At 66.2% G+C, this 24,917-nt stretch carries 25 protein-coding genes; 18 read left to right on the plus strand and 7 right to left on the minus strand.

Annotation, left to right across the window (positions count from 1 at the left end; translation table 11 throughout):
• Positions 1 to 2: 2 nt before the first annotated feature.
• The gene (locus QMK61_RS00080; RefSeq protein WP_302069608.1) at positions 3 to 467 is read right to left on the minus strand and encodes a PA2169 family four-helix-bundle protein; all 465 of its coding nucleotides are present in this window, start codon (positions 465 to 467) and stop codon (positions 3 to 5) included.
• 86 nt (positions 468 to 553) lie between these two features.
• Complete coding sequence (locus QMK61_RS00085) at positions 554 to 1,069, minus strand: ferritin-like domain-containing protein (RefSeq protein ID WP_302069609.1); 516 nt, start codon at positions 1,067 to 1,069, stop codon at positions 554 to 556.
• 166 nt (positions 1,070 to 1,235) lie between these two features.
• Between QMK61_RS00085 and QMK61_RS00090 the strand changes: the two genes are divergently transcribed.
• The 15 genes from QMK61_RS00090 to cydB all read left to right on the plus strand — a co-directional run bounded on the left by QMK61_RS00090 (position 1,236) and on the right by cydB (position 18,550).
• Positions 1,236 to 1,685, plus strand: a complete 450-nt coding sequence (locus QMK61_RS00090) for a helix-turn-helix transcriptional regulator (protein ID WP_302069610.1) — start codon at positions 1,236 to 1,238, stop codon at positions 1,683 to 1,685.
• Positions 1,686 to 1,720: 35 nt separating this feature from the next.
• Positions 1,721 to 2,131 (plus strand): VOC family protein, encoded by a 411-nt coding sequence (locus QMK61_RS00095; protein ID WP_302069611.1) that lies wholly within the window; start codon positions 1,721 to 1,723, stop codon positions 2,129 to 2,131.
• Between the two features lie 309 nt (positions 2,132 to 2,440).
• Entirely contained in the window at positions 2,441 to 3,205 is a 765-nt protein-coding gene (locus tag QMK61_RS00100; protein ID WP_302069613.1) for a BON domain-containing protein, read from the plus strand.
• 124 nt (positions 3,206 to 3,329) lie between these two features.
• Positions 3,330 to 4,685 carry an Nramp family divalent metal transporter gene (locus QMK61_RS00105; RefSeq protein WP_302069614.1) on the plus strand — a complete coding sequence of 452 codons (1,356 nt, stop codon included), beginning with the start codon at positions 3,330 to 3,332 and terminating at the stop codon, positions 4,683 to 4,685.
• A complete protein-coding gene (locus tag QMK61_RS00110; protein ID WP_302069616.1) occupies positions 4,685 to 5,704 on the plus strand; it encodes a cation diffusion facilitator family transporter in 1,020 nt (339 codons plus the stop codon). Before QMK61_RS00105 ends, QMK61_RS00110 begins: the two co-directional genes overlap by 1 nt.
• Before the next feature lie 159 nt (positions 5,705 to 5,863).
• A complete protein-coding gene (locus QMK61_RS00115) occupies positions 5,864 to 8,041 on the plus strand; it encodes a DUF6531 domain-containing protein (RefSeq protein ID WP_302069617.1) in 2,178 nt (725 codons plus the stop codon).
• A gap of 157 nt (positions 8,042 to 8,198) precedes the next feature.
• Entirely contained in the window at positions 8,199 to 11,039 is a 2,841-nt protein-coding gene (locus tag QMK61_RS00120; protein ID WP_302069619.1) for an RHS repeat-associated core domain-containing protein, read from the plus strand.
• 869 nt (positions 11,040 to 11,908) lie between these two features.
• Positions 11,909 to 12,301, plus strand: coding sequence for a hypothetical protein (locus QMK61_RS00125; RefSeq protein WP_302069620.1), 393 nt, complete (start codon positions 11,909 to 11,911; stop codon positions 12,299 to 12,301).
• Between the two features lie 44 nt (positions 12,302 to 12,345).
• Complete coding sequence (locus tag QMK61_RS00130) at positions 12,346 to 13,524, plus strand: RHS repeat-associated core domain-containing protein (protein WP_302069621.1); 1,179 nt, start codon at positions 12,346 to 12,348, stop codon at positions 13,522 to 13,524.
• Positions 13,525 to 13,863: 339 nt separating this feature from the next.
• Complete coding sequence (locus QMK61_RS00135; protein ID WP_302069622.1) at positions 13,864 to 14,529, plus strand: RHS repeat-associated core domain-containing protein; 666 nt, start codon at positions 13,864 to 13,866, stop codon at positions 14,527 to 14,529.
• On the plus strand, positions 14,526 to 14,918 hold the full coding sequence (locus tag QMK61_RS00140) for a hypothetical protein (RefSeq protein WP_302069623.1): 393 nt from the start codon (positions 14,526 to 14,528) through the stop codon (positions 14,916 to 14,918). Before QMK61_RS00135 ends, QMK61_RS00140 begins: the two co-directional genes overlap by 4 nt.
• A 44-nt stretch (positions 14,919 to 14,962) precedes the next feature.
• Entirely contained in the window at positions 14,963 to 15,271 is a 309-nt protein-coding gene (locus QMK61_RS00145) for a hypothetical protein (protein WP_302069624.1), read from the plus strand.
• A 279-nt stretch (positions 15,272 to 15,550) separates the two neighbouring features.
• Positions 15,551 to 15,796: a hypothetical protein gene (locus tag QMK61_RS00150; RefSeq protein WP_302069626.1), complete on the plus strand. Its 246-nt coding sequence runs from the start codon at positions 15,551 to 15,553 to the stop codon at positions 15,794 to 15,796.
• A 334-nt stretch (positions 15,797 to 16,130) separates the two neighbouring features.
• The gene (locus QMK61_RS00155) at positions 16,131 to 17,537 is read left to right on the plus strand and encodes a cytochrome ubiquinol oxidase subunit I (RefSeq protein WP_302069627.1); all 1,407 of its coding nucleotides are present in this window, start codon (positions 16,131 to 16,133) and stop codon (positions 17,535 to 17,537) included.
• Entirely contained in the window at positions 17,537 to 18,550 is a 1,014-nt protein-coding gene (gene cydB / locus QMK61_RS00160) for a cytochrome d ubiquinol oxidase subunit II (RefSeq protein WP_302069628.1), read from the plus strand. The genes QMK61_RS00155 and cydB overlap by 1 nt, the downstream gene beginning before the upstream one ends.
• Before the next feature lie 74 nt (positions 18,551 to 18,624).
• Here cydB and QMK61_RS00165 read toward each other — a convergent pair whose 3' ends face one another.
• The 3 genes from QMK61_RS00165 to QMK61_RS00175 form a co-directional block, all read right to left on the minus strand.
• A complete protein-coding gene (locus QMK61_RS00165; protein WP_302069629.1) occupies positions 18,625 to 18,798 on the minus strand; it encodes a small, acid-soluble spore protein, alpha/beta type in 174 nt (57 codons plus the stop codon).
• A gap of 207 nt (positions 18,799 to 19,005) precedes the next feature.
• Positions 19,006 to 20,652, minus strand: a complete 1,647-nt coding sequence (locus tag QMK61_RS00170) for an AarF/UbiB family protein (protein WP_302069630.1) — start codon at positions 20,650 to 20,652, stop codon at positions 19,006 to 19,008.
• Positions 20,649 to 21,143, minus strand: coding sequence for a hypothetical protein (locus QMK61_RS00175; RefSeq protein ID WP_302069631.1), 495 nt, complete (start codon positions 21,141 to 21,143; stop codon positions 20,649 to 20,651). Before QMK61_RS00175 ends, QMK61_RS00170 begins: the two co-directional genes overlap by 4 nt.
• A gap of 218 nt (positions 21,144 to 21,361) precedes the next feature.
• Between QMK61_RS00175 and QMK61_RS00180 the strand changes: the two genes are divergently transcribed.
• The 3 genes from QMK61_RS00180 (at position 21,362) to QMK61_RS00190 (ending at position 24,346) form a co-directional block, all read left to right on the plus strand.
• Positions 21,362 to 22,030 (plus strand): hypothetical protein, encoded by a 669-nt coding sequence (locus QMK61_RS00180; protein WP_302069632.1) that lies wholly within the window; start codon positions 21,362 to 21,364, stop codon positions 22,028 to 22,030.
• Positions 22,031 to 22,155: 125 nt separating this feature from the next.
• Complete coding sequence (locus QMK61_RS00185; RefSeq protein ID WP_302069633.1) at positions 22,156 to 22,815, plus strand: DUF4142 domain-containing protein; 660 nt, start codon at positions 22,156 to 22,158, stop codon at positions 22,813 to 22,815.
• Positions 22,816 to 23,005: 190 nt separating this feature from the next.
• Positions 23,006 to 24,346: a sigma-54 dependent transcriptional regulator gene (locus QMK61_RS00190; RefSeq protein ID WP_302069634.1), complete on the plus strand. Its 1,341-nt coding sequence runs from the start codon at positions 23,006 to 23,008 to the stop codon at positions 24,344 to 24,346.
• Between the two features lie 72 nt (positions 24,347 to 24,418).
• Here the strand turns inward: QMK61_RS00190 and QMK61_RS00195 are convergent, their stop codons facing one another.
• Together QMK61_RS00195 and QMK61_RS00200 are read right to left on the minus strand one after the other, a co-directional pair.
• Positions 24,419 to 24,586 carry a hypothetical protein gene (locus tag QMK61_RS00195; protein WP_302069635.1) on the minus strand — a complete coding sequence of 56 codons (168 nt, stop codon included), beginning with the start codon at positions 24,584 to 24,586 and terminating at the stop codon, positions 24,419 to 24,421.
• A gap of 65 nt (positions 24,587 to 24,651) precedes the next feature.
• Positions 24,652 to 24,906, minus strand: coding sequence for a hypothetical protein (locus QMK61_RS00200; protein ID WP_302069636.1), 255 nt, complete (start codon positions 24,904 to 24,906; stop codon positions 24,652 to 24,654).
• Between the last annotated feature and the right edge of the window lie 11 nt (positions 24,907 to 24,917).

Consider the following 24,917-nt stretch of genomic DNA (forward strand, 5'->3'; position numbering starts at 1 on the left):
CCTCATTCCCGGTCCTGTCCGGGATGCAGGGCGTGCGCCATGTGGCTGGCCTCGTCCTGCCCGGTGAGCACCGATTCGTAGGCCTGCAGCACCGCATGGCGCGACGACGGCGTCAGCCGCCCCGCGGCGAGCGCCGCCTCGTACTTCGCGCGGATGTGGTTCTCGCCGCGCTCGACTTCCGCGATCACCGCCGCGTCGTCGTCCTGCACGCGGTTGCGCAGGTTCATGAAGACGCGATGGGCCGAGGCGAGCACCGAGCCCTCGTCGCGCGGCTCGCCGCCCAGCGCGCGGACCTGCCGCCGCAGCAGCTCGCTGGCGATGCGGCGCTCCTGCGCGCGGTAGCGGAACAGCTCGCGCAGGCCCGGCTCCCCGCTGTCGCCGGCCGCCGCGCGGTAGCCGTCCATGCTGTCGATGGTGACCTCGACCAGCTCGTTCAACAAGCGAATGTCGTCGCTGCGCGTGGCCATGGGCGCTCCGTCGTGCGGTGGAGCGCCATGCTTCCGCGCGGCGCGTGCAGGCCCGGCGGACGCGGCGTGAAAACCGTCCACGCGGGCTAGCCCTTGCCGCCTTCGCCCTCCTCCCCGGCGCGCTCGTTGCCGCCGCCCTGCTCGGCGATGCTGGTGAGCTTCTTGTCGGCGTTCTTCTCCTCCTCCAGCGTGTCGGTGAGCAGCGGCACCGCCTCGTCGTAGCCGATCTGCCGGGCCAGCGCGCAGAGGCCGCCGTAGGAGGCGATCTCGTAGTGCTCCACCTTCTGCGCGCCGACGATCAGCGCGGCGTCGCGCAGCGCGCCCTTCTCGATGGAATCGATGATCTCGCGGCTCTCGTCCACCAGGCCTTCCATCGCCGCGCACTTGATGCGCTTCAGCTTGAGGTCGAGCTTCTCCACGATCTTGTCGATGCGCTCGACCTGGCCGTTGGTCTCCTCCAGGTGGCTCTCGAACGCCTGCGCCAGCTTCGGCGACGACGAGGCGCGCGCCAGCCGGGGCAAGGCCCTGGTGAGTTGCTTCTCGGCGCTGTAGATGTCGGAAAGCTCGTGCAGGAAAAGATCCTCGATCGACTTGATGGCCATCGTGTGTCCTCCGGAAGGGTGGGTCGGATGCGTGGAACGCAGGCTCATGCTCGGCGTCGCGCCGTGGGCGATCCGGCTGGGCGGGGTGAAGCGCTTGCGAACATCCGCGCCGACACCGCGCCCGTCCGGCTTGAGCACGCCGCCGCGGCATGCCACGATCCGGCGGATGAACCGGCCGCCCGCCACCCCGCAACGCCTGCGCGACCTCGCGCGACTGCGCCGCGTGCGCGACCGCATCGACCGCGAATACGCGCAGCCGCTGGACGTCGAGGCGCTGGCCCGCGACGCGCACATGTCCGCCGGGCACCTGAGCCGGCAGTTCAGGCTGGCCTACGGCGAATCGCCGTACAGCTACCTGATGACGCGGCGGATCGAGCGCGCGATGGCGCTGCTGCGGCGTGGCGACCTGAGCGTCACCGAGGTCTGCTTCGCCGTGGGCTGCTCTTCGCTGGGCACCTTCGGCACGCGCTTCGCCGAGCTGGTCGGCATGCCGCCGGGCGCCTACCGCAGCCGGCAGGCACAGGCGACCGAAGGATTGCCCTCGTGCGTGGCCCGGCAGGTGACGCGACCGGTCAGGAATCGAGAAGCGCCGGCCGCGAGGGCGAAACTAGACTGAGGCCATCGACTTCGCCACCCACGAGAGAGCACGCCATGGACCTCGCCATCCACTCCAGCTTCCTGCCGCAGAACGACCCGGACGCCGCGCTGGCGTTCTGGCGCGACACCCTCGGCTTCGAGGTGCGCAACGACGTCGGCTACGGCGGCAAGCGCTGGATCACCGTCGGCCCCAGGGACCAGCCCGGCACGTCCATCGTGCTGTACCCGCCGGAGGCCAGTCCCGGCGTCACCGACGACGAACGCCGCACCATCGCCGAGATGATGGCCAAGGGCACCTACGGCATGGTCATCCTCGCCAGCACCGATCTCGACGCCACCTTCCACCGCCTGCAGTCCGGCGGCGCGGAGGTCGTGCAGGAACCCACCGAGCAGCCCTACGGCGTGCGCGACTGCGCGTTCCGGGACCCGGCGGGCAACCACGTGCGCATCAACGAGGTGCGTTGAGAGCCTGTTCACGATCTCCAGGCGCCTCGCGCCGGGAGCTGTTTGCACGCAGGCCAAGGAAGAACGAAGGCGTGGACGTCCGTCCACGACTGAGTGATGACGCCGGCCTGTGGGCCAACAAACCCGGCCCACCGGGTGGGCCGCAAGGCGCGTGAAATTTGGCGACGGCGCGGCGGTAAATCTTTCCCGCCGCGGGCGGCGGCGCCCGCCGGCGCGGCGCCGCAGCGTGGCATGGAAGTTGCGACGCGCGGACTGTCGCGGCCGCGTCATGCGGCCGCCACGGCCCTTCCCCGCACCGAGGTACCCGCCATGAACCGAGACTACGACCAGCGTCCCGAGGCCTCGCGCCCCGGTCGTGCGCGCACCGCGCACTACGAGGACCCGCAGGGGCGTTCCTCCGGCAACGACTATCCGCCGTCGTGGAACGACACCCCTTCGCCGCGCTGGGGCTACGTCGGCGCCAACACCGCCGCGCGCGAGCGCGCCGACTACCAGGGCGGCCGCGCCGACTACGGCCGCGGCAGCGCGCAGGAGCCGCCGCACGTCAACCATCCGCGTTACGGCCAGCGCTATCGGGAAGCCTGGGAGAACAACGCGTCCTGGGACGAACCGTGGCCGCACGAGGCCAGCTCCGCCTCGTCGGGGCTGTACGGCTGGCCGGACGTGGGCGGCGGCCGCCGCGACTACGAGCTGCGCGGCGGCGAGCAGTCCTACGCGCCGGACTACGGGCGTCAGTACGGCAGCCGCCATCCGCTGGCCTACGGCCCGGACGAACGCCAGGGCGGCGCGCAGGGCCGGCGCCGGGGCGGCTACGCCGGCAAGGGCCCGCGCGGCTACACGCGCCCGGACGAACGCATCTGCGAGGACCTGTCCGACCGCCTCACCGAGGATCCCTGGATCGATGCCAGCGACATCGAGATCGCCGTGGAGAACGGCGTGGTCGCCCTGCGCGGCCAGGTGCCGGAGCGCTCGATGAAGCACCGCGCCGAGGACTGCGCCGAGCGCGTCGGCGGCGTGAAGGACGTGGACAACCGCATCCGCGTGCAGCGCGACGGTGGCGGCGCCCCGGCCTGACGCCGCATGGCCCGGCGGTGGGTAGACCGCGCATGCGACCACTGCCGGCGTCGCGCTTGACGCCCCCTGGGCGACCTGTTCACGACGACGCCGGAGAATCCGGCGTACCGTCACGCAAGCGTGCATGCGCCGCGCCCTGTCGAACATCGTCCCCTTGAACAGGTTCACCGACATTCCGGAGGAACTGCTGCCGACGCGCGCCGTGTTCGCCGCCGCGCCGCGACGTCGCGTGTTCGCCATGCTGGGACCGGGCGCGCTGGTGGCGGTGGGCTACATGGACCCGGGCAACTGGGCCGCCGCGCTGGTCGGCGGTTCGCGCTACGGCTACCGCCTGCTCGCAGCGATCGTGCTGGCCAGCCTGCTGGCGATGCTGTTGCAGTGGATCGCGGCGCGCGTGGGCGTGGTCACCGGGCGCGACCTGGCGCAGCTGTGCCGCGAACGCTCGCCGCGCTGGGCGGTGATCCCGCTCTGGCTGGCCAGCGAGGTGGCCATCGTCGGCTGCGACGTGGCCGAGGTGGTGGGCAGCGCGGTGGCCCTGCAGATGCTGCTGCACGTGCCGCTGTGGCTGGGCGTGCTGCTGGCCGCGCTGATGACGATGGCGTTCTTCCTGGCGGGACGGCGCGGCCGGCGGCGGCTGGAGGTCGCGGTGGCGGCGCTGATCGCGCTGGTGGTCGCCTGCCTCGCGGTGCAGCTCGCCGTGGCGCAGCCCGACTGGGGCGCCGCCGCGCGCGGGCTGGTGCCGGACCCGGCGCTGCTGCGCGACGCCGGCGTGCTGTGGCTGGCCGCCGGCATCGTCGGCGCCACCGTGATGCCGCACAACCTGTACCTGCACTCGGCGCTGGTGAAAGGCTACGCGCCACCTTCGCCACGCAGGCAGGCCCGGCCCGCGATGCGGCAGCGCGCGGTGGCGCGCGTGCTGAAGGCGGTGGGCATCGACAGCGTGGCATCGCTGTCGCTGGCGCTGCTGGTCAACGCCGCGCTGCTGATCCTCGCCGCGGCGGTGTTCCATGCCGGGCACGCGGGCGGCGTGGACGACCTGGCCGCGGCGCAGCGCCTGCTGGCGCCGGCCCTGCATGCGCGCTGGCCCGGCGTGCTGTTCGCGCTGGCGCTGCTGTGCTGCGGCGTGAACTCCATGCTCACCGTCACCCTGGCCGGCCAGGCCGTGATGGAAGGTTTCCTCGGGCTGCGCATGTCGCGCCTGCGGCGGGCCGTGCTCACCCGCGCGCTGGCGCTGGGCCCCGCCCTGTTCGCGGTGGCGGCCTACGGCGAGCACGGCTCCGCGCCGCTGCTGGTGGCCAGCCAGGTGCTGCTGAGCCTGCAGCTGCCGCTGGCGATGCTGCCGCTGCTGCGCTTCGCCTGCGATCGCGGGCTGATGGGCGCGTGGCGGCTCGGCCCCGTCGCCGGCGCGCTGGCGTGGAGCGGCGCGCTGCTGCTGGTGGCGCTTAACGTGGCGCTGGTGTGGCAATGGCTGGCCGGCTGATGGATGCGCGACCGGACAAGGGCGGCAGGCGCCGCGCCGACATCGAGGGCCGGCGCCGGCGCTGGATCGCTCGCCGCGCGGCCCGCTCGCGCCTGGTGGTGTACGCCGCGCTGGCGGAAAACCTGCTGATCGCCGCGGCCAAGCTGGCGGCCGGGCTGGCCACCGGCAGCGCGGCGATCCTCAGCGAGGCGGTGCACTCCTTCGTGGACACCACCAACGAACTGCTGCTGCTCTACGGCCTGCACCGCGCCAACCAGCCGCCCGACGCGGAGCATCCGTTCGGCCACGGCCGCGAGCTGTATTTCTGGAGCTTCATCGTGGCCCTGCTGGTGTGGGCGCTGGGCGCCGGCATGGCCCTGGTCGAGGGCATCTCGCAGCTGCGTCATCCGCACTCGATCGAGCATCCTCTGGTGAACTACGCGGTGCTCGCCGCCTCGGCCGTGTTCGAAGGCATCTCGTGGTGGATCGCGGTGCGCGAGTTCCGCACGCGCAAGGGCGAGGCCGGCTATCTCGAGGCGCTGCAGCAGAGCAAGGACCCCAGCGTGTTCTCGGTGCTGCTGGAGGACAGCGCGGCGCTGGCCGGCCTGGCGGTGGCCTTCGTCGGGCTGCTGGCCGCGCAACTGCTGGACATGCCGCGGCTGGACGGGGTCGCCTCGATCGGCGTGGCGCTGGTGCTGGCGGTGTTCGCCACCGTGCTGGCGCGCGAGACCAAGGGGCTGCTGATCGGCGAGCCCGCGCAGGAGGGCGTGAACGAGTCGCTCGTCGAGGTAGCCTGCCGCGACCCCGCGGTATGCCACGTCAACGGCGTGCTGACCGTGCAGATGGGCCCGCACCAGGTGGTGGCCGCGCTCAGCGCGGAATTCGACGACACGCTGACCACGCCGCAGATCGAAGCCTGCATCCACCGGCTGGAACAGGAAGCGATGGCGCGCCACCCCGAGCTTTCCTCGCTGTTCGTCAAGCCGCAGAGCGCCGAGCTGTGGCGCGCGCGGCGGCGCGCGTGGGCGTCGCTGTCGTAGCCGGTCCGACGCGTAGAGGGCCCGGGGACGCCACCGTACCGAACTGCTGCATAAGAGGAATGCCGCATAGGAATCTTTCCTATAACGCAGGATTTTGCCGATAACGCAATATTATGCGGATCGTCAAAGGACAGGGAGCGGAATATGGGGCGGTTCTGCGTGACGCTGTTGGTATCGGGCGCGGTATGGCTATGTGCGGCAGCTGCACGTTCGGGAGTCACCAACCTTGAGGGAATGAAGGTGCTCGGCCCCCATTGCACCGTCGGAGTTGAGGTTTTTATTGGGGACGAATTCGCTGGCTGCTCTGGGGGCATAGACGGATTTGGCGGGCCAGGCGTCGGAAATATAGGCGGTGGTGGCGGCGGTGGCGGTCCAGGTATTCCCAATAAAGGCGATACGGCCCCGAACAAGCAAAACCCTGACCAGAAGAGTCCCTGCGACAAATCCGGCAGCCCCACGCAGGCCGGCAATCCCGTGGTCTTCTCCACCGGCAACAAGATCGAGCCGGCCACCGACTTCGCCAGCGTCGGCGTCATGCCGCTCTCGCTCACGCGCACCTACAACCACTACTGGGATGGCATCGGCATCTTCGGCAGGCGCTGGCTGAGCAACTACGACTATAAGCTGCTGTTCACCACCGACGATCCCACCTCTTCCTGCTATCCGCGTCCGGGCAACACGCCCTGCGATCCCGCCGGACATCCGATCTGGGCACAGCGTCCGGACGGCCGCAAGATCAAGTTCAACTACGCCACCACGCCGGTTCCGGGCTGGTACGAGGACAAGCCCGCGCCGATCGCGAAGATCCTCAAGTCCGGCACCACCTACCAGCTGTACAGCGAGAACCATACGGTCGAGGTCTACGACAGCGCCGGGTTTGCGTCCAACATCAAGAACCAGCAGGGCATCGGCTGGACGTTCCAGTACGACGGCAGCCATTACCTGACCCGCGTCACCCACACCTCCGGGCGCCATGTCGATTTCATCTGGAGCGGCGGATTGCTCACCCAGGTGACTGACCCGGCAGGCAACGCATACCGGTACACCTACACGACCCTCCCGGTGCAGTCCGCGATGACGGCGCAGGCGCAGGCTGCGCCCCAGGTCTCGCCGATGCTGGTACCCGTGAGGGAACTGGATGACCCGCCTCCCGCCCCACCCGGACCGCCGCCCGCGCAAACCATGGTGGCGCTGCTGACGGGCGCCACGCTGCCCGGCAGCGCGCCTACGACCTTGACCTACTACTACGAGGATGCGCGTTTCCCGACGGCCTTGACTGGCGTGGCCATCAACGGCGCGCGCTATTCCTGGTTCAGCTACGACGCCGGCGCCCGCGCCATCGAAACCAGGCATGCGGGCAACGTGGAACGCTACCAGTTCGCCTATACCCTCGACGCCAGCAACACCATCACCAAGGTCACGATCACCAACCCGCTCGGCAAGCAGACGACCTATACCTACAACGCCAAGGGTGATCCAACCGCCGTGTCCGGCCTGCCCTCGGCCCACTGCGCCGCGGCCAGCAAGGAAACCGCCTACGACAGCAATGGCTACCCCATCGGGACCATCGACTTTGCCGGCCATGCCACCACGTACAGCTATGCGCCTACAGGGCAACTGCTCCAACAGGTAGTCGGTGATGGAACCCCCGAGGAACAAATCACCGACTACGTCTGGGACACGACCAACAACCGCGTCACCAAGGTCACCGTGGAAGGCGATCACGAGACCGGCTACACCTACGACCCGAACCATCGCCTCACGGCGGTCTCGGTCAAGAACCTGTCTGCCAAGGTAGGAGCGAGCGCGGGCCAGACGCACACCACGACGTATGCCTATACCACCTGGCCCAACGGCCTGCTCGCCTCCATGACGGAGGACGGCCCCTTGGCCGGCTCCGGTGATGCCATCACCACGAGCTATTCGCAAACCGGTGACGTACTGAGCGTGAAGAACGCCGCCGGGCACGCCACGACCTACGGCGACTACAACGCGCTCGGGCTCCCCGGCTTCGTCATCGGGCCGAACGGCGACAAGCGCGGCTTCGTCTACGATGCGCGAGGCCGCGTGGTCGACGTGCAGACATACCGCAATGGCGGCACCCAGCACACGACCTACGAATACGATGGCTTCGGGCGGCTGTCCCGGGTCACGGCGCCGGATGGCCAGGCGCATGCCTACCAGTACGACGTGGCCGGCCGGCTTGTCTCCGAGTATGAGCCGGAGGCCGGTGGCACGTTCGCGCAGACCGTCTACGCCTACAACGAGATGTCCTTGCCCACGTCGATCACGAAGCAGCGTGTCTTCGCCGAGCCGGCGCGGGGCACCGTGTGGTGACGGGCGACATGGGGCGGTGCCCGTCGCGAGGGCACATGCCGCTGTCGCGGCCACTGGAAGCGCAAAAACGGATTGCAGGTCAATGCGAGAGCGCTGTTGCCATTGGCGCAGCATGCAGGGGAGCACCATGGGGGCAGCAGCAATGACGGACCATTCCATGCGGCGCGTGCGCGGCCGTGCACGCTGGTTGCGATGCGCCTGGCTGCTGTGCGCCTGGCCGATGCTCGTCTGGGGCGGCAACGGCCAGGACAAGCCCGAGGCGCAGTCTTCCCAGACCGTGACCCCTTACGGCCCATGCCTGACGTGCGAACCGGACGACCCGCCTCCCCAGCCAGCGCGTGATGCCCAGTTCATCAGTCAAACCGTTCCGTCGGCGATGGTCGCGGGATCCATGCAAACGGTCAGCATCCTGCTCAAGAATACAGGCACCCTGGCTTGGGAAACAGCAGGAAACTACAAGATCGGATCCCAGAACCCCCTGAGCAACACCACCTGGGGCAACGCCCGCATCGAACTGCCCCAGACCGTATCGCCCGGGCAGACCGTGACAATCACGTTCCAGATCAGGGCACCGCAGGTGGCCGGCACCTACAACTTCCAGTGGCGCATGGTCCAGGACGGTGTCACGTGGTTTGGGCCCTACACGCCCAACGTGGCCATCAAGGTCATAGCCGGCTCGATCGGTGCGGGCCCCAATCCCTGCCACATGGCCAGCGGCTCATCCATTTGCACCACCACCGTCAACTGGAATTCCAGCAGCGGCACGTCGGAAGTCTGGGTATCCGATTTCGATGGCAGCTCGCCCCATCTGTTTGCGCGTGCACAAAGCGGCTCCCAATCTGCGCCATGGATCGACGCGTATGGCTCCCGCTTCACGCTCAAGAGCGATGGCCTTACCTTGGGTAGCGTGGATGTGCGCGGCATCCCGCCGCCTGCAGTATTTGGCAGCTCAAGCATCGATTATGACGAACTCGGCCGTGCAATCGCGCTGCGCGACAGCGCGGGCCACATCAAGCTCAGCTACGAGTACGACGCCAACGGCAACGTGACAAAGATCACCGATGCCCTCAACCACGCCACCACGATGACGTACGATGCCCTCGACCGGGTCAGCACGTCCACCGACGCGGCCGGCCAGGTCACGGCGTATCAGTACGATGTCGCCAGCCGGCTGGTCCAGGTCACCGATGCGCGCGGCCACGCCACCCGCTACCTCTACGACGGCTTCGGCCAGTTGTGGCAGCAGGCCAGCCCCGATACCGGCCTCACCGGCTTCGCCTACGACGCCACGGGCCTGCCCCTGGGCATGACGCGGGCGAATGGCGTCATCACGACCTACAGCTACGACACGCTCTACCGCCGCACCGGCACCACCGCCGGCGGGCTGACGCAGTGGGCCACCTACGACAACTGCACGAACGGCATTGGTCGCCTGTGCAGCACCGGCGACGCCACTGGCGTCACCTCCTACAGCTACACCCCGGAAGGCCAGGTCACGGGCCGCGGCTTCTCGATAAGCGGCACCACCTACGCGCTGGGCTACAGCTACGACAGCATGGGCCGCCTGGCGGCGGTGGCCTACCCCGACGGCAACCGCGCCACCTACAGCTACGCCAGTGGCCGCGTATCCGGCATCACCATGGCCGTAGGCACCACCACCTTCCCCGTGGCCAGCGCCGTGACCTATCAGCCGGATGGCGCCATGACGTCGTGGCTATCCAGCAACGGCCTGGCCAATACGCTGGCCTATGACAGCGATGGGCGACTGACCGGCATCAGCGTGCCGGGCGTGCAGAACCTGGCCTTCACCTATGACGCGGCGGACCGCATTACGCGCATCACCAACGGCATGGATGCGGCGTGGACGCAGGATTTCGGCTACGACGCCCTGTCCCGCCTGACTTCGGTCACCTCGGCGGGCGGCAACGAAAGCTACCAGTACGACGCCACCGGCAACCGCGTGGCGCAGACCCTCAATGGCGTCTCCACGTCCAGCGTGATCGACACCGCCAGTAACCGCCTACTCGCCTTCGGCGCCACCACCTACGGCTACGACGCCAACGGCAACATCACGACGGTCGGGGGCACGCCGCGCTACCACTATGATGCTTTCAATCGCATGGACAGCGCCCTGGGTGCCAGCTTCTACGTGAACCCCGAAGGGCAGCGGCTGCGCAAGTCCGGCGGCGAAATGACGTATTTCGCGCCGGACACCACCGGGATGGCGCTGGCGGACAACCAGGCTGGCGTATGGCGGGACTACGTGTGGCTGAACGGGCGCATGGTGGCGATGGTCATGGCCAATGAGGTGTATGCCCTCCACAGCGACCAGACCGGACGCGTGCTGGCCATCACGCAGCCGAACACGGCGCTTGCCTGGAAGGCGAAGGGTGATCCGTTCGACCGCAACACCACCAGCGGCTACTCGGCGTTTTTCCGCCTTGGTTTCCCCGGGCAATACTGGGACGTGGAAGACAGCCTGTGGCACAACGGCTTTCGGGACTACGACTACAGCACCGGACGGTATATCCAGAGCGATCCGATTGGGTTGGCGGGTGGCATAAACACGTACGTCTATGTCGAAGGGAACCCGTTAATTTACACAGACCCTTTCGGCTTGGCGTCTGCATCCGGTGCTATGGCCGACTGCTTGGCCCAAATATTTGGGCAGTCTGTTGCTAGCGTGAACATCAGAAATAAAATGTTTGTCAGAACTGATTTCGTCACCACACGAAAGAATTCAATCAGGCTTCCGCCCACCTTATCCATAGATGAGTTCTTCGCCGATCATGGCTTGGTTCTGCACGAGTACTACCATGTTTTGCGGCAGTGGAATACTGGCATCCTGACGCGACGAGGATATCTGGCCGAATTCGTGCGCTCAGGCTCTTGGGCGGAAGGCAATCGTTTTGAAGATGCCGCAAATGAATTTTCTGGGAGAAACGTTCAAGCGTTTAACGATTGCTTAGAACACAAGAGCGAGAATTGCAAAAAATGAAAAAATTATTTCCAGTTCTCTTAGGCACATTGACATCCATAGGGTGCACAGCTTTTGGCGGTGACATGATCATTCGGGTGTCTGGATCAGTGCCAATGTCTTCACAGGTGAAGAAATCAGGCGAACAATGTCAACTCGACATGATCTCTTCTGAAACTGGCAAGCGGGAGGCCACGCGGAGTGTTTCTGCTGACTTCTCTACGACTATGATGATTGTCGCCAGCCCCAAGCCGGAGTCCTACTATTTCATGGCTGAATGCAGCGACGGTCGTAAATTTCGATCGAATGAAGTCATTGTCAGTAGCAGCAGTTCGTATAGAAGGAGCTTTAGCTTGGGGACACTCGCCGATAGTGTTCCGTGACTATAGAGCAGCGAATTTAATCCTGCCAGGATCCCACAGCTTACTGGAAAAGGACCAGGTAAAAATTTGTACAGGGCTGGTTCTGGAGCAATTGCAGGAGCTATCTTTGGAGGCGGACACAGGCTTATGGCGAAGAAGCGGCACAGTATTGGGCTGACAAGGCAACAAAGACTGGAAATCTACTCTATCACATCCTTGGCGCAATAGCCTCCCTGTGGATGCGTGATACCAGCAATAAAACAGAAATGTAGGCTCCACATGGAGCCTACGGGATGGTAGCCAGGGATATACGCCAATTGACGCTGGAAATATGTTGCGCGTTGAACGACATATGACAGGCTCTGCCAAGGCCGGCAATAGAGCAATGACATGGCATAGCCATGTTGGAGGGAGCGGACATCTTCCTTCCGCAGTTGGCATTGGCGTAACTGGTGGACTCGCTGGCCTAGCAGCTGCAGCATGGAATGGAAACATAGGAAAGAACAACTTTAAATGTGGGTGCAGCAAATGACCATTGCACAACTTATCAGCCCTGAAGGTCTAGAGGCCATGCTGTGGCAGAAGCACCTTGACGACCATCTTATTGTTTATTCTTTCGTAAAATCTAACAGCCTGCTTCGATATATAGGAGTCATAAAGGGAAGTGACAAATGGAGACCAAAAGTCTTAGAAAGCAGAGAGTCGCTTTCTAAGGCGTTCACGCGTGGAAAGAATTCAAAAAACGGATCATTTGCAATTGCGCTTATTAGGCAATCTCCCCAGACTGAGATATTTTCAGAGGAATGCCTGTTGACGGAAGAGCAAGCATTTGGTCCATATGTGCAACTCATTGAGTTCGTTGACGGAGACCCGGTGGTCTATGGCGAAAAGAGCATAGATCAAGGTAACGCGAAAAGCTGAGTAGTTTAAACAGCGCCTCAATAAGCCTCAATGCTGTCAAGTCCATGCTGCATCAAAGGAAAGCATCGCCAACTGCGATAAGCGGCACGACCTACGCGCCGGGTTACAGCTACGACACCCTGGGCCTGGTGGCGATGACCTCGGCTACTTCGGCGGGCGGCAACGAAAGCTACCAGTACGACGCCACCGGCAACCGCGTGGCGCAGACCCTTAATGGCGTCTCCACGTCCAGCGTGATCGACACCGCCAGTAACCGCCTACTCGCCTTCGGCGCCACCACCTACGGCTACGACGCCAACGGCAACATCACGACGGTCGGAGGCACGCCGCGCTACCACTACGATGCCTTCAACCGCATGGACAGCGCCCTGGGCACCAGCTTCTACGTGAACCCCGAAGGGCAGCGGCTGCGCAAGTCCGGCGGCGAGACGACGTATTTCGCGCCGGACACCACCGGGATGGCGCTGGCGGACAACCAGGCTGGCGTGTGGCGGGACTACGTGTGGCTGAACGGGCGCACGGTGGCGATGGTCATGGCCAATGAGGTGTATGCCCTGCACAGCGACCAGACCGGACGCGTGCTGGCCATCACGCAACCGAACACGGCGCTTGCCTGGAAGGCGAAGGGTGATCCGTTCGACCGCAACACCACCAGCGGCTACTCGGCGTTTTTCCGCCTGGGATTCCCCGGACAGTACTGGGACGTGGAAGACAGCCTGTGGCACAACGGCTTTCGGGACTACGACTACAGCACCGGACGGTATATACAGAGCGATCCGATTGGGCTGGCGGGTGGGATCAATACATATGTGTATGCCGAGAGTAACCCGGTCAGCAACATCGATCCGCTGGGGTTGTTGTGTTTCGACTTCAACCAGTTCGCCGACGATATTCGTAAGAATCGATTCAATTTAGATACTGTGTTGGGCACCCTTTTGTCGGATTTGGGTGTTGGAACAATGCCGAAGACACCAAGGGAGCTAAGAGGTTTTGGTGTTCCCAAGGAAGAACTAAATCCGATTACAAATCAGCTAAGTCGATGGTCAGGTCGTCTCGGGACGAGAAGTTTGCGGAATATAGGTCGCAGCGTCGGAGGTAGATTGCTGGGTGGAGCAGCTACCGGAGCTTTGCTCATCGAGGGAGCATACGACCTATATGTGGAAGGAAAGGCAGCTGTGAATGCCACCAAATCGAATAATTGCGATTGTAAGAGCAGCAACTGAGCCATATGGACATTTCGGAAGACATGATTCGAAAGGGTGCGCTCGCGCGTATCGCGGAGGTCTTTGGTGTTTCTATCAGCGACCTGAATCGAGGCGCTAAATTTGGAATCGATTTAAAGGCCTCGTTTGTTTCCAGGCTTAAATACAATGAGTACGATCGTATAGATCAGGATATACGAGACGTTTCGGATCGAAAAATAGCGCGCGAGCTTTCAAGCGGCAGGCTGACAATTTGTACGGTTGGCGATTATTGTGACCACATGGTACGCTGTTTCAAAACAAAGCCAAACGATGTAAGGCTGATATTGAATTTGTAGATTGGTCGTCGGCGGATTCAACTTGAGGCGCAACACCACCAGCGGCTACTCGGCGTTTTTCCGGCTGGGTTTCCCCGGACAGTACTGGGACGTGGAAGACAGCCTGTGGCACAACGGCTTTCGGGACTACGACTACAACACCGGACGGTATGTTCAGAGTGATCCGATTGGGTTGGCGGGCGGGGTCAATACATATACCTATGTTGTCGGGAATACGGTAATATTCGTCGATCCCGAAGGATTGGCATTCGGCATAAACATGGGCGAATGCTATGGCGAAGAAGCGGCACAGTATTGGGCTGACAAGGCAACAAAGACTGGAAATCCGCTCTATCACATCCTTGGCGCAATAGCCTCCCTGTGGATGCGTGATACCAGCAATAAAACAGCCATTGTCCTTGGGGCATCATATTTAGCGCGAAATGCAGGCTCCACATGGAGCCTACGGGATGGTAGCCAGGGATATACGCCAATTGACGCTGGAAATATGTTGCGCGTTGAACGACATATGACAGGCTCCGCCAAGGCCGGCAATAGAGCAATGACATGGCATAGCCATGTTGGAGGGAGCGGACATCTTCCTTCCGCAGTTGGCATTGGAGTAACTGGTGGACTCGCTGGCCTAGCAGCTGCAGCATGGAATGGAAACATAGGGAAGAACAACTTTAAATGTGGGTGCAGCAAATGACCATTGCACAACTCATCAGCCCTGAAGGTCTAGAGGCCATGCTGTGGCAGAAGCACCTTGACGACCATCTTATTGTTTATTCTTTCGTAAAATCTAACAGCCTGCTTCGATACATAGGAGTCATAAAGGGAAGTGACAAATGGAGACCAAAAGTCTTAGAAAGCAGAGAGTCGCTTTCTAAGGCGTTCACACGTGGAAAGAATTCAAAAAACGGATCATTTGCAATTGCGCTTATTAGGCAATCTCCCCAGACTGAGATATTTTCAGAGGAATGCCTGTTGACGGAAGAGCAAGCATTTGGTCCATATGTGCAACTCATTGAGTTCGTTGACGGGTACCCGGTGGTCTATGGCGAAAAGAGCATAGATCAAGGTAACGCGAAAAACTGAGTAGTTTAAACAGCGCCTCAATAAGCCTCAATGCTGTCAAGTCCATGCTGCATCAAAGGAAAGCATCGCCAACTGCGATAAGCGGCACGATCTACGCGCCGGGTTACAGCTACGACACCCTGGGCCTGGTGGCGATGACCTCGGCTACTTCGGCGGGCGGCAACGAAAGCTACCAGTACGACGCCACCGGCAACCGCGTGGCGCAGACGCTTAATGGCGTCTCCACGTCCAGCGTGATCGACACCGCCAGTAATCGCCTACTCGCCTTCGGCGCCACCACCTACGGCTACGACGCCAACGGCAACATCACGACGGTCGGGGGCACACCGCAGTACCACTACGACCCGCCTTAAATGGTGGCGGTGCAAAGGTGGACTTGAGTGGTGGCTTAGCAGGAGGGCTAGTAGGAGGCGCCCTTGGTGCGGCTACGGAAGACGCCGGATACCCGCGCCCAGTATCCCAGGCAGTGGGAGGTGCAGCAGGCGGCTCCGTGGGGAGCGTTGTCACCGCTTATTTTAGGAATATTCCCTTTAAAATCAATGATGAAAATGGCCTAAAGGGAGGCGGAATTGGTCTGGTACTCGGAGCTGTTCAAGGAGGACTGGAGAGTGCACTAAGGGCAGGAAATGATTGTGATTGCAAAAAATAGTGAAATTAAGTCGTTATTCCTAAAGGGTATCGCGCGAATGGCGTTGTTTTTACCAGGGTGCGCCATTGTGCTGATCCTTTGCTATTGCGTCGGCGAGTGGATGATTGAACATGGCGCTCGAGAATTGCTCTTTCTACCAGTGACGGCATCATTTATGGCTTGCTTATATCTGGCAAAGTGGTGTCTGGGTAAAATTTTGTCCGAAATGGTGCGCCTGAAGAAAGGATGAAGCCTGGATCGACCAGTTGCGTTTGTCTTGAGCCATTGGGTCAACACCTCCCCCAGGAATTCGAGGTCGTTATCCAATCGCAACACCTGCGACCCCATGATCCCCGCTTAACTCTTCGAAGATGCATACCAGCCGCATCAAAGTTATCAACGTATCGATCTCGATGTGCAGCGCCCCGATTGAGATGTCTGCCTAGCGGGGGAAGCTTACGACTCATATGGTCCCGGGCATATCCTCATGTGTGCCCATCGCGTGGAGGACCCCGTGGCGCCGCCATGCCGCGCCGCTCACGCCGGCGCACCTAGCTTCGCCCCCTCCGACGCCGGAAGGGGCCATGGCTTCCGAATTCCTGTCCAGGCTGCAGTTCGCCTTCGTGATGTCGTTCCACATCATCTTCCCGGCCTTCACCATCGGGCTGGCGGCGTGGCTCGCCTTCCTGGAGGGCGTGTGGCTGGTCAAGCGCACCGACCTGTGGCGCGACCTGTACTTCTTCTGGATGCGCATCTTCGCGGTGGCCTTCGCCATGGGCGTGGTCTCCGGCATCGTGATGAGCTTCCAGTTCGGCACCAACTGGGCCGGTTTCTCCATCGTGGCGGGCAATGTGGTGGGCCCGCTGCTCAACTACGAGGTGCTCACCGCGTTCTTCCTCGAGGCCAGCTTCCTCGGCGTGATGCTGTTCGGCTGGAAGCGGGTCAGCCACCGGCTGCACTTTTTCGCCACCTGCATGGTCTCGCTGGGCACCCTGCTGTCCTCGTTCTGGATCATGTCGGCCAACAGCTGGATGCAGACGCCGGCCGGCTACGCGCTGCGCCACGGCGTGTTCTACCCGGTGGACTGGTGGCGGGTGATCTTCAACCCCTCCTTCCCGGTGCGCCTGCCGCACATGGTGCTGGCTGCCTTCATCTGCACCGCGATGGTGGTGGGCGGCACCTCGGCGGCGTACCTGCTGGGGCGCCGCTTCGAGGACAAGTCGCGGATGATGCTGAAGCTGGCGCTGGCCTTCCTGGCCATCGTGATGCCGCTGCAGATCGTGGTCGGCGACATGGCCGGCCAGGTGGTGCGCGAATACCAGCCGGCCAAGCTGGCGGCGATCGAGGCGCGCTGGGACACCACCCGCGCGGTGCCGCTGGCGCTGTTCGCCTGGCCCGACGAACGGGCCGAGGCCAACCGCTACGCGGTCGAGGTTCCGCACCTGGGCAGCCTGATCCTCACCCACTCCTGGAACGGCGCGGTGCAGGGGCTGAAGGACTTCCCGCCCGACCAGCGCCCGCCGGTGAAGATCCCGTTCTTTTCCTTCCGCGTGATGGTCGGCCTGGGCCTGCTGATGCTGCTGCTGGCCTGGGTCGGGCTGTGGCGCTGGAGGCGCGGCACGCTGGCCTCCGGACGCGGGTACCTGAAGTGCTGGGTGGCACTGATCCCGGCCGGCTTCGTCGCCCTGCTCACCGGCTGGTGGGTGGCCGAGGTGGGCCGCCAGCCGTGGGTGGTGCAAGGGCTGATGCGCACCAGCGCAGCCGCCAGCGACGTGCCCGCCGGCAGCGTGCTGGCCTCGCTGCTCACCTTCGTGGTGGTCTACGCGGGCATCTTCGGCGCCGGCCTCTGGTACCTGCTGCGGCTGTTCCGCGAAGGTCCGGTGCCGGCGCCGCAGCGCGGGACGCCGGCCACGCCCGTGCACGGCAGCGCACAACGCACGCCCGCGCGTCCGCTGTCGGCGCCGGACCGCCCGCTGGAGGAGGACCGCTGATGGACGCCGCGACCGTGCTGCCCGTGGTGTGGTTCGCCATCATCGGTTTCTCGGTGGCGATGTACGTGGTGCTGGACGGCTTCGTGCTGGGCATCGGCATCCTCACCCCGTTCGCCGACGACGAGGCGCAGCGCGGCCACATGATGAACACCGCCGCGCCGGTCTGGGACGGCAACGAGACCTGGCTGGTGATGGGCGGCGCCGGCCTGCTGGCCGCCTTTCCGCGCGCCTATGCCACGGTGCTGTCCTCGCTGTACCTGCCGCTGAGCTTCATGCTGATCGCGCTGATCCTGCGCGGGGTGGCGTTCGAGTTCCGCTTCAAGGCGCACCGCGGACACCGCCGGGCATGGGGCGCGGTCTTCCACGCCGGCTCGCTGCTCACCGCCTTCGCCCAGGGGCTGGTGCTGGGCGCGCTGGTGGAAGGCATGCCGCTGCTGGGCGGCAAGTACGTGCACGGCGCGTTCGCGTGGTTCAGCCCGTTCTCGGTCACCACCGGGTTGGCGCTGGTGTTCGGCTACGCGCTGCTCGGCGCCACCTGGCTGGTGCTGAAGACCGAGGGCCGGGTACGGCAGGTGGCGCTGGACCTGACCCGGCCGCTGATGCTGGCGGTGATCGGCTTCATGCTGGTGGTCAGCGCCTGGCTGCCGTTCCTGGATTCGGCGCTGATGCGCCGCTGGTTCACCGGCGCGCATTTCCTCTACCTGTCGCCGGTGCCGATCCTCACCGTGCTGGTGGCCGTGCTGCTGTGGCGCGCCGTGCTGCTGAACCGCGAGCGGCAACCCTTCGTGCTGGCGCTGTGCTTTTTCGGGCTGGGTTTCGCCGGGCTGCTGGTGGGCATGTGGCCGAACATCGTGCCGCCGGACATGAGCATCTGGGACGCCGCCTCGCCGCCGTCCTCGCAGGGCTTCCTGCTGGTGGGCGCGCTGGTGCTGATCCCGGTGATCCTGGCCTACACCGCGTTCTCCTACCGCGTGTTCCGCGGCAAGGTGGGCGCGGACAGCGGATATCACTGACGGCCCCGGCCCGCGCCGGGACCGCGGGCAAGAGCGCGCGGCGGGCGTCGCATCCGCCCGCCGGCGCCACGCGTTCAACGTCCGCGACTGCTGGCTTCCTTGCCCTTCGCGACCAGCTCGCGCACGCGCTGGCCGCCCTTGTGGCCGGCCTCGCGCACGGTCATGCCGCCGCGCTCTCCCTGCCTGGCCGGGGAACCTGCGGACGAGGCTTGCTTGCGGGTCTGATCGTTGGATGACGACTTGTTCATGGATGTCTCCCTTGGTAGGCGTGAGGGTGGGATAGGCATGAGGGCGCGCCACAGGCGGCACCCGCATCCGGCGATGCAATGCGAATGCCAGCCGGGCGGCGCTGCGGGATCGGCGCCTGCCGCCACGGTGCGCCGTCGCGCGTGGAGGCCTTACGCGGAGGCCAGCAAAAATTTCCAGCGGAATCGGCGCCGTGGCGGCCGCGCCGGTCAGGACAGATCGTCCTTGTCGCGCGGCGCGCGGTCGCGGCGCAGCGAGTTGAACACCAGCCCCGCGCCGATCAGGCCGGCGATGCCGAACATCGCCAGCGACAGCACGCCGTAGCCGCCCGGCCCCGCGCGCACGCGACTGATCAGGGCGCCGGCGATCAGCAGCGCGGCGGTGATCACGCCGGCGGCGATGCGGTTGGCGATCTTCTGCAGGTTCTCGATCAGGTGCGAGTCCTCCAGCCCGTCCAGGCGCACCTTGAAGCGGTTCTCCGACAGCGTGCCCAGCAACTTGCCGAGCTGGCCGGGCGATTGCACCAGCAGGCGCTGCATCTGCAGCAGCCAGGTGCCGCCCCGGGTCAGCGACATCGGCCGCGAGAATTCGCTGGCCAGCACGCCGGGCAGGCGCGACTGCAGCAGCTCGCGCGTGGGCAGCCCGGGCGACAGCAGCAGCAGCGCGGATTCCAGGTTGAGCAGTGCGCGGCCGAGCAGGCTCAGTTCCGACGGCGGGCGCATGCCGTGGTCGGCGCTGATCGTGGTCAGCGCCAGCAGCAGGCGGCCCTCGCCCATCGCGCTGTGCGCGCTGGCGGTGACGTATTCCAGCACCGCCTCCGACACCGCGCGGCGGAAGCCGCTGCGGTCCGCCTCCGGCAGCGGCGTGCACATCGCCTCGCAGATCTCGGCCACGCCGTCGCCGCTGCCTTCGGCGGCGGCGAGGATCAGCTGCAGCATCTCCCGCCGCCTGCCCGGCGACAGGCTCGCCACCATGCCGAAGTCCAGCAGGGCCAGCCGGCCGTCGTCCATCGCCACTAGGTTGCCCGGGTGCGGGTCGGCGTGCACCAGGCCGTGCACGAACACCTGGTCGACGTAGGCGCAGAGCAATTGCGCGGCTTGCCTCGACTGCGCCAGCGTCGTGCCGGGCGCCTGCTCGCCGCCGCCCAGCTTGCTGCCGCGCACGCGCGACATGGTGAGCACGCGCGTGCTGCAGAATTCCGGATAGGGCACCGGCACGTACAGCGTCTCGTAGCGCGCCAGGTGGTCGGCGAACACGCGCAGATGCATCGCCTCGGCGAGGAAGTCCAGTTCCTTCAGCAGGCTCGCGCGCAGCTCGTCGATCCAGCGCGCGGCGCCGTAGCGGCGCCCCACGTCGGTGTAGCGCTGGGTGGCGCGGGCCATCCACTGCAGGGTGTCGAGGTCGGCGTGGATGCGCTTCTCGATATCGGGCCGCTGCACCTTGACCACGGCCTCCCCGCCATCCGGCAGCACCACCGCATGCACCTGCGCCAGCGAACCGGCCGCCAGCGGCACCGGGTCGAAATGGCGGAACAGGCGTTCCGGCACGTCGCCCAGCTCGGCGGCGATGGTCTCGCGCACCGCCTGCGCGTCGATCGGCGCCACCTCGTCCTGGATGCGCGCCAGCGCGGCCAGGTAGGGCGGACGGACCAGGTCCGGGCGGCTGGACAGCGCCTGCCCCAGCTTGATGAAGGCCGGTCCCAGCGCCTCCAGTTCATCGACGAAGCGGTGCGGCGGGTAGCGCAGCGCGGCGTCCGGCGCCGCGGCCGGCCGACCGTAGGGCTCGCGCACGATGCCGGCGCGGCGGCAGCGCAGCGCGAACAGCGCGATGCGGGAGCCGCGGGACAGGTGGATCATCGCGCGCGCCTCCGCCTGGCCGCCCGCTCCGGCGCCAGGCACAGCCCCGCGGCGAAGGCCGCATACACCACGCCCATCGAGAACACGCTCAGGTGCGCCTCGAAGCCGGGACGCAGGCGGCGCGGCGTCACCGTGTAGTCCACCGCCGCGGCCAGCAGCGCCACTGCCGCCGCGCGTCGCGCCCGCGAGCCGCGGCGGACGCGGCGGTTCCAGGCGGCGAACACCGCGCCCCAGAGGAAAGAACACAGCTGGTGCACCGCGTAACCGGTCAGCGTGTAGCGCAGGCTGGGGCCCAGCCTGCGCCTGGCCGGCCGGCCCCACAGCCACTGGCTGGTGGCGTTGAGGCCCGCGGCGGCGGCGCCGCGGTCGCGCCGGCTGCGCAGCGCCACCGCCAGCGTGGACAGCGTGCCGGCGCACAGCGAAGGCCACAGCGCCCCGCCATCGCGCAGGCGCGAACGTGCGGGTTCACGGCGTGGTGCGTTCTCCGGCATGCCGCGTCACGCTAGGCGCCGCTCCGTGCACGCTTCGTGGCGACCGCGCACAGGCGGCATGCAGGACGGGCGCCGCGGCAGGGCTTGCCGGCAAATTTTTCCGCCGCGTACACGCAGCGGGCTTTCCCGCCGCACCGGCGCAGGGCGGTACGCGTCTTGCATCGCCCACTGCGCACCTCCCGCCAACCTCCCCTTCACGAACCTGCGGAAGACCACCCATGAACAACATCCACGCGACTTCGTCCCCCACCCACGAGCCTCACTCGCCACGCCATTCCCATGGCGTCCATCTGGTGGATTTCCTGTTCGCGCGCCTGGCCTGCGAGCGGATCACCTTCACTCTGCAGAGCCGGCTGCTGGAACGTTGCCACCAGGAGCCGCAGGCGCTGGCCGGCACCGGCCTGTCGCCGTCCCGCATCGAGGCCTTCCGCGACGAGGCGGACGAGCGCATCAACCTGCTGGTGCAGGCGCTGGACATCCTCAACGGCGACAAGGAGGCGGACGAAGGCGACGTGGAGAGCAGCCGGCCCGCGCTGTGCGCGCTGCAGGAGACGCTGGCCGGCGCCGAGGTCCACCCGCTGAAGCTGCTGCACGGCCTGCTGGCCGCCGAGCAGCTCAACGAGACAGCCTGGGAACTGCTGCTGGCGCTGGTGAAGGACGCCGAGATCGGGCGGCTGGTGCCGCACTTCGAGCATGCCTGCCAGCAACACGGCGAGCAGCGCACGCTGCTGCAGCAGCACTACGAGGAACTGTCGCTGCGACTGGTGCGCCAGGGCGGCAGCGCGGAGCGTCCGAAGAACGTGGCCACTCCGGGCGTCAGCCGCGCCACCAACCACGGCATGAGCGTGTTCTTCACCCGCCGGCGTGCCGGCCACGCGCAGGCGTAGAGAAATTTCCCGACGGGCAATTTTTCCCGCTCGCGGATCCCGTCGACGCGTCCACCGGCGCGTTGCGGCGCGCTGGCACGGATGTTGCGACGGCCATGCTGCCCTTCCGCGACAAGGAGATTCCCATGAGAAAGCACCTGCTGTTGATCACCCTGCTGTCCGCCGGCGCGCTGGCGCTGGCCTGCCAGGCGACGGCGCAGCGGCGAGCGGACACCGGCTCCGGCAACGCCGCGCGCACGGGCGCCAGCCTGACCGGGCAGGACCGCAGCTTCCTGCGCGACGCCTCCGCGTCCGGCGCCGCCGAGGTCTCGCTGGGCCAACTGGCGCTGCAGCAATCCTCCGCGCCACAGGTGCACGAGCTGGCGCAGCGGATCGTGGACGACCATACCCGCGCCAACCGCCAGCTCGCCGAACTGGCCACGCGCGACGACGTGGCGGTGTCCGCCCAGCCCCAGCCGGACTCGGTCGCCGAAGCGCAGAAGCTGCGCGCCCTGCACGGGCCGGCCTTCGACCGCGCTTTCGCCGACGCCATGGTGCGCGACCACCGCAAGGCCATCGCACTGTTCGAAGGCGCCGCCGGCAGCGGCAACGCGCAGATCAGCCAGTTCGCCAAGGCCACCCTGCCCGCGCTGAGGCAGCACCTGCAGATGGCGCAGGCGCTGGCGCAGGGCTCTCACAGCATGCAGTCCAGCGGACAGGGGCAGCTGCCGCAGCAGCCCATGCAGCAACCGATGCAGCCGCAGGAGCCGACACCGCCCGGCGGAACCCAACCGCAGGGACACTGAGCACCCGCCGGCCGAACGCGAACTTGAACCGCGGCTGACCCATGCGTCGGCCGCGCATCGCGTTCTCCGGCCATCGAGCGGGAAGCTTACGACCCATCCACGGACTCTCTACCCCCCGGCGGTCATGCTCCGCCCCTCGACAGCCGCATCCCGGCTGCGACCTGGCCATGCACACCGCTGAGGGTCCTTCATGCGCGGCAACGCACCGTCCGTCCTGCTGGTCGACGACGACCGCACCTTCCTGCACTCAGCCAGCGCCTATGCCCAGCTGAAGGGGTGCGAGGTCAGCACCGCCTCGACGGTGCGCGACGCCACCGCGCTGGTGGCGCAGGACCGCCCGCTGGACCTGGCGCTGATCGACCTGTCGCTGCCCGACGGCAGCGGCCTGGACATCATCGACAAGATCGGCGCCGGCCGCTGCGGCGACGTGATCGTGGTCACCGGCCAGCCCGACCTGGACAGCGCGCTGCGCGCGATGCGCCTGCGCATCGACGACTACATGGTCAAGCCGGTCGCGGGCAGCCGGCTGGATGCCCTGCTGGAACGCGCCTCCCGCCGTGCCGGCCTGCGTCACTCGCCCGCGGCCGAACCGGAGCGTTGCGGCGACATGCTCGGCGCCTCGCGTGCGATGGCGCGCCTGTTCAAGGCGATCCGCCGCGTGGCGCCGATGTCCAACACGGTGCTGCTGCACGGCGAAAGCGGCACCGGCAAGGAGCTGGCCGCACGCGCCATCCACGCGCTGAGCGGGCGCGAGGGACGTTTCGTGCCGGTCAACTGCGGCGCGGTGACGCCGGACCTGCTGGGCAGCCAGCTGTTCGGCCACGAACGCGGCAGCTTCACCGGCGCGGTGCGCGACCACGCCGGCTACTTCGAGCAGGCGCAGCGCGGCACCCTGTTCCTGGACGAGTTCACCGAGATGCCGCTGCCGCTGCAGGCCTACCTGCTGCGCGTGCTGGAGACGCACGAGGTGACGCGGCTCGGCGCGCAGCAGCTCAAGCGCCTGGACGTGCGCGTGGTGGCCGCCTGCAACCGCGACCCGTGGAGCGCGGTGCGCGAGGGCCGGCTGCGTGCGGACCTGTTCTACCGGCTGTGCGACTTCCCGGTCGCGGTGCCGCCGCTGCGCGAGCGCGGCGACGACGCGGTGCTGCTGGCCGGGCGCTTCCTCGACGCGCTGAACGAGGCCTACGGCACCCGCTGCACGTTCTCCCATGCGGCGATGAAGCACCTGCGCGACCATGCCTGGCCCGGCAACGTGCGCGAGCTGCGCCACGCCGTGCAGCGCGCCTACGTGATGGCCGACGGCGGCGAGCTGGAACTGGTGGCGGAAGACGCCCTCGCCGGCGGCCTGTCGGGCGGCGCGCCTTCCGGCCTGTGGAAGGGACAGACGCTGGACGAGCTGGAGCGCGAGGCGATCGAGCAGGCGCTGCGCCAGTGCGGCAACGACAAGACCCGCGCCGCGCGCATGCTCGGCATCAGCGTGAAGACCATCTACAACAAGCTGGTGCGCTACCGGCACGAAAACGCCGGCTGACCGCCGGCATCCCTTCGCGCATGACGACGACCGGCCCGTGCGGACCGGCCGTTCGTCGTCACGCGAGGCGTCCTACATCCAGGCCATCGGCCGCCAGGAAGGCGGCGGCACCGGGTCGCCGATCGGCGGCGGCGCGCCCGGCTCGGTCAGCGGCGGCCGCTGCGGCTGCGGCACCGGCACGCCGGGATCGGGGCCCGGCGGGGGCACGCCGGGCGACGGCGGCGGGGCCGGCGGTTTCACGGGATCCGGCGGCGGGGCCGGCTGCGGCTCCGTCCCACCGGCCGCACCGGGGAACTGCATCGCGATCATGGTTGCTGCGAGGACGTCGGCGAGGCCGGCGACGCCGAGGTGCTGCCGTTGGCCGGCGGCGGCATGGTGCTGCCCGGCTGGGTGCCGGTGGAGGCCCCGTTCGCCGGGGCCTGGCCCGCTGGCGGCGGGCTGGCCGGACTGGTGGCGTCGGGGTTGCCGGCGGGGTTGTTCTGGTCGTTGTAGTCGCGATGGCAACCGGCCAGCGCCAGCGCGACGGCGGTCGATGCGACGATACAGGCTAGGCGGCTCATGATGGACTCCT

The organism is Fulvimonas sp. R45 (assembly GCF_030504985.1).
Lineage (GTDB): Bacteria > Pseudomonadota > Gammaproteobacteria > Xanthomonadales > Rhodanobacteraceae > Rhodanobacter_A.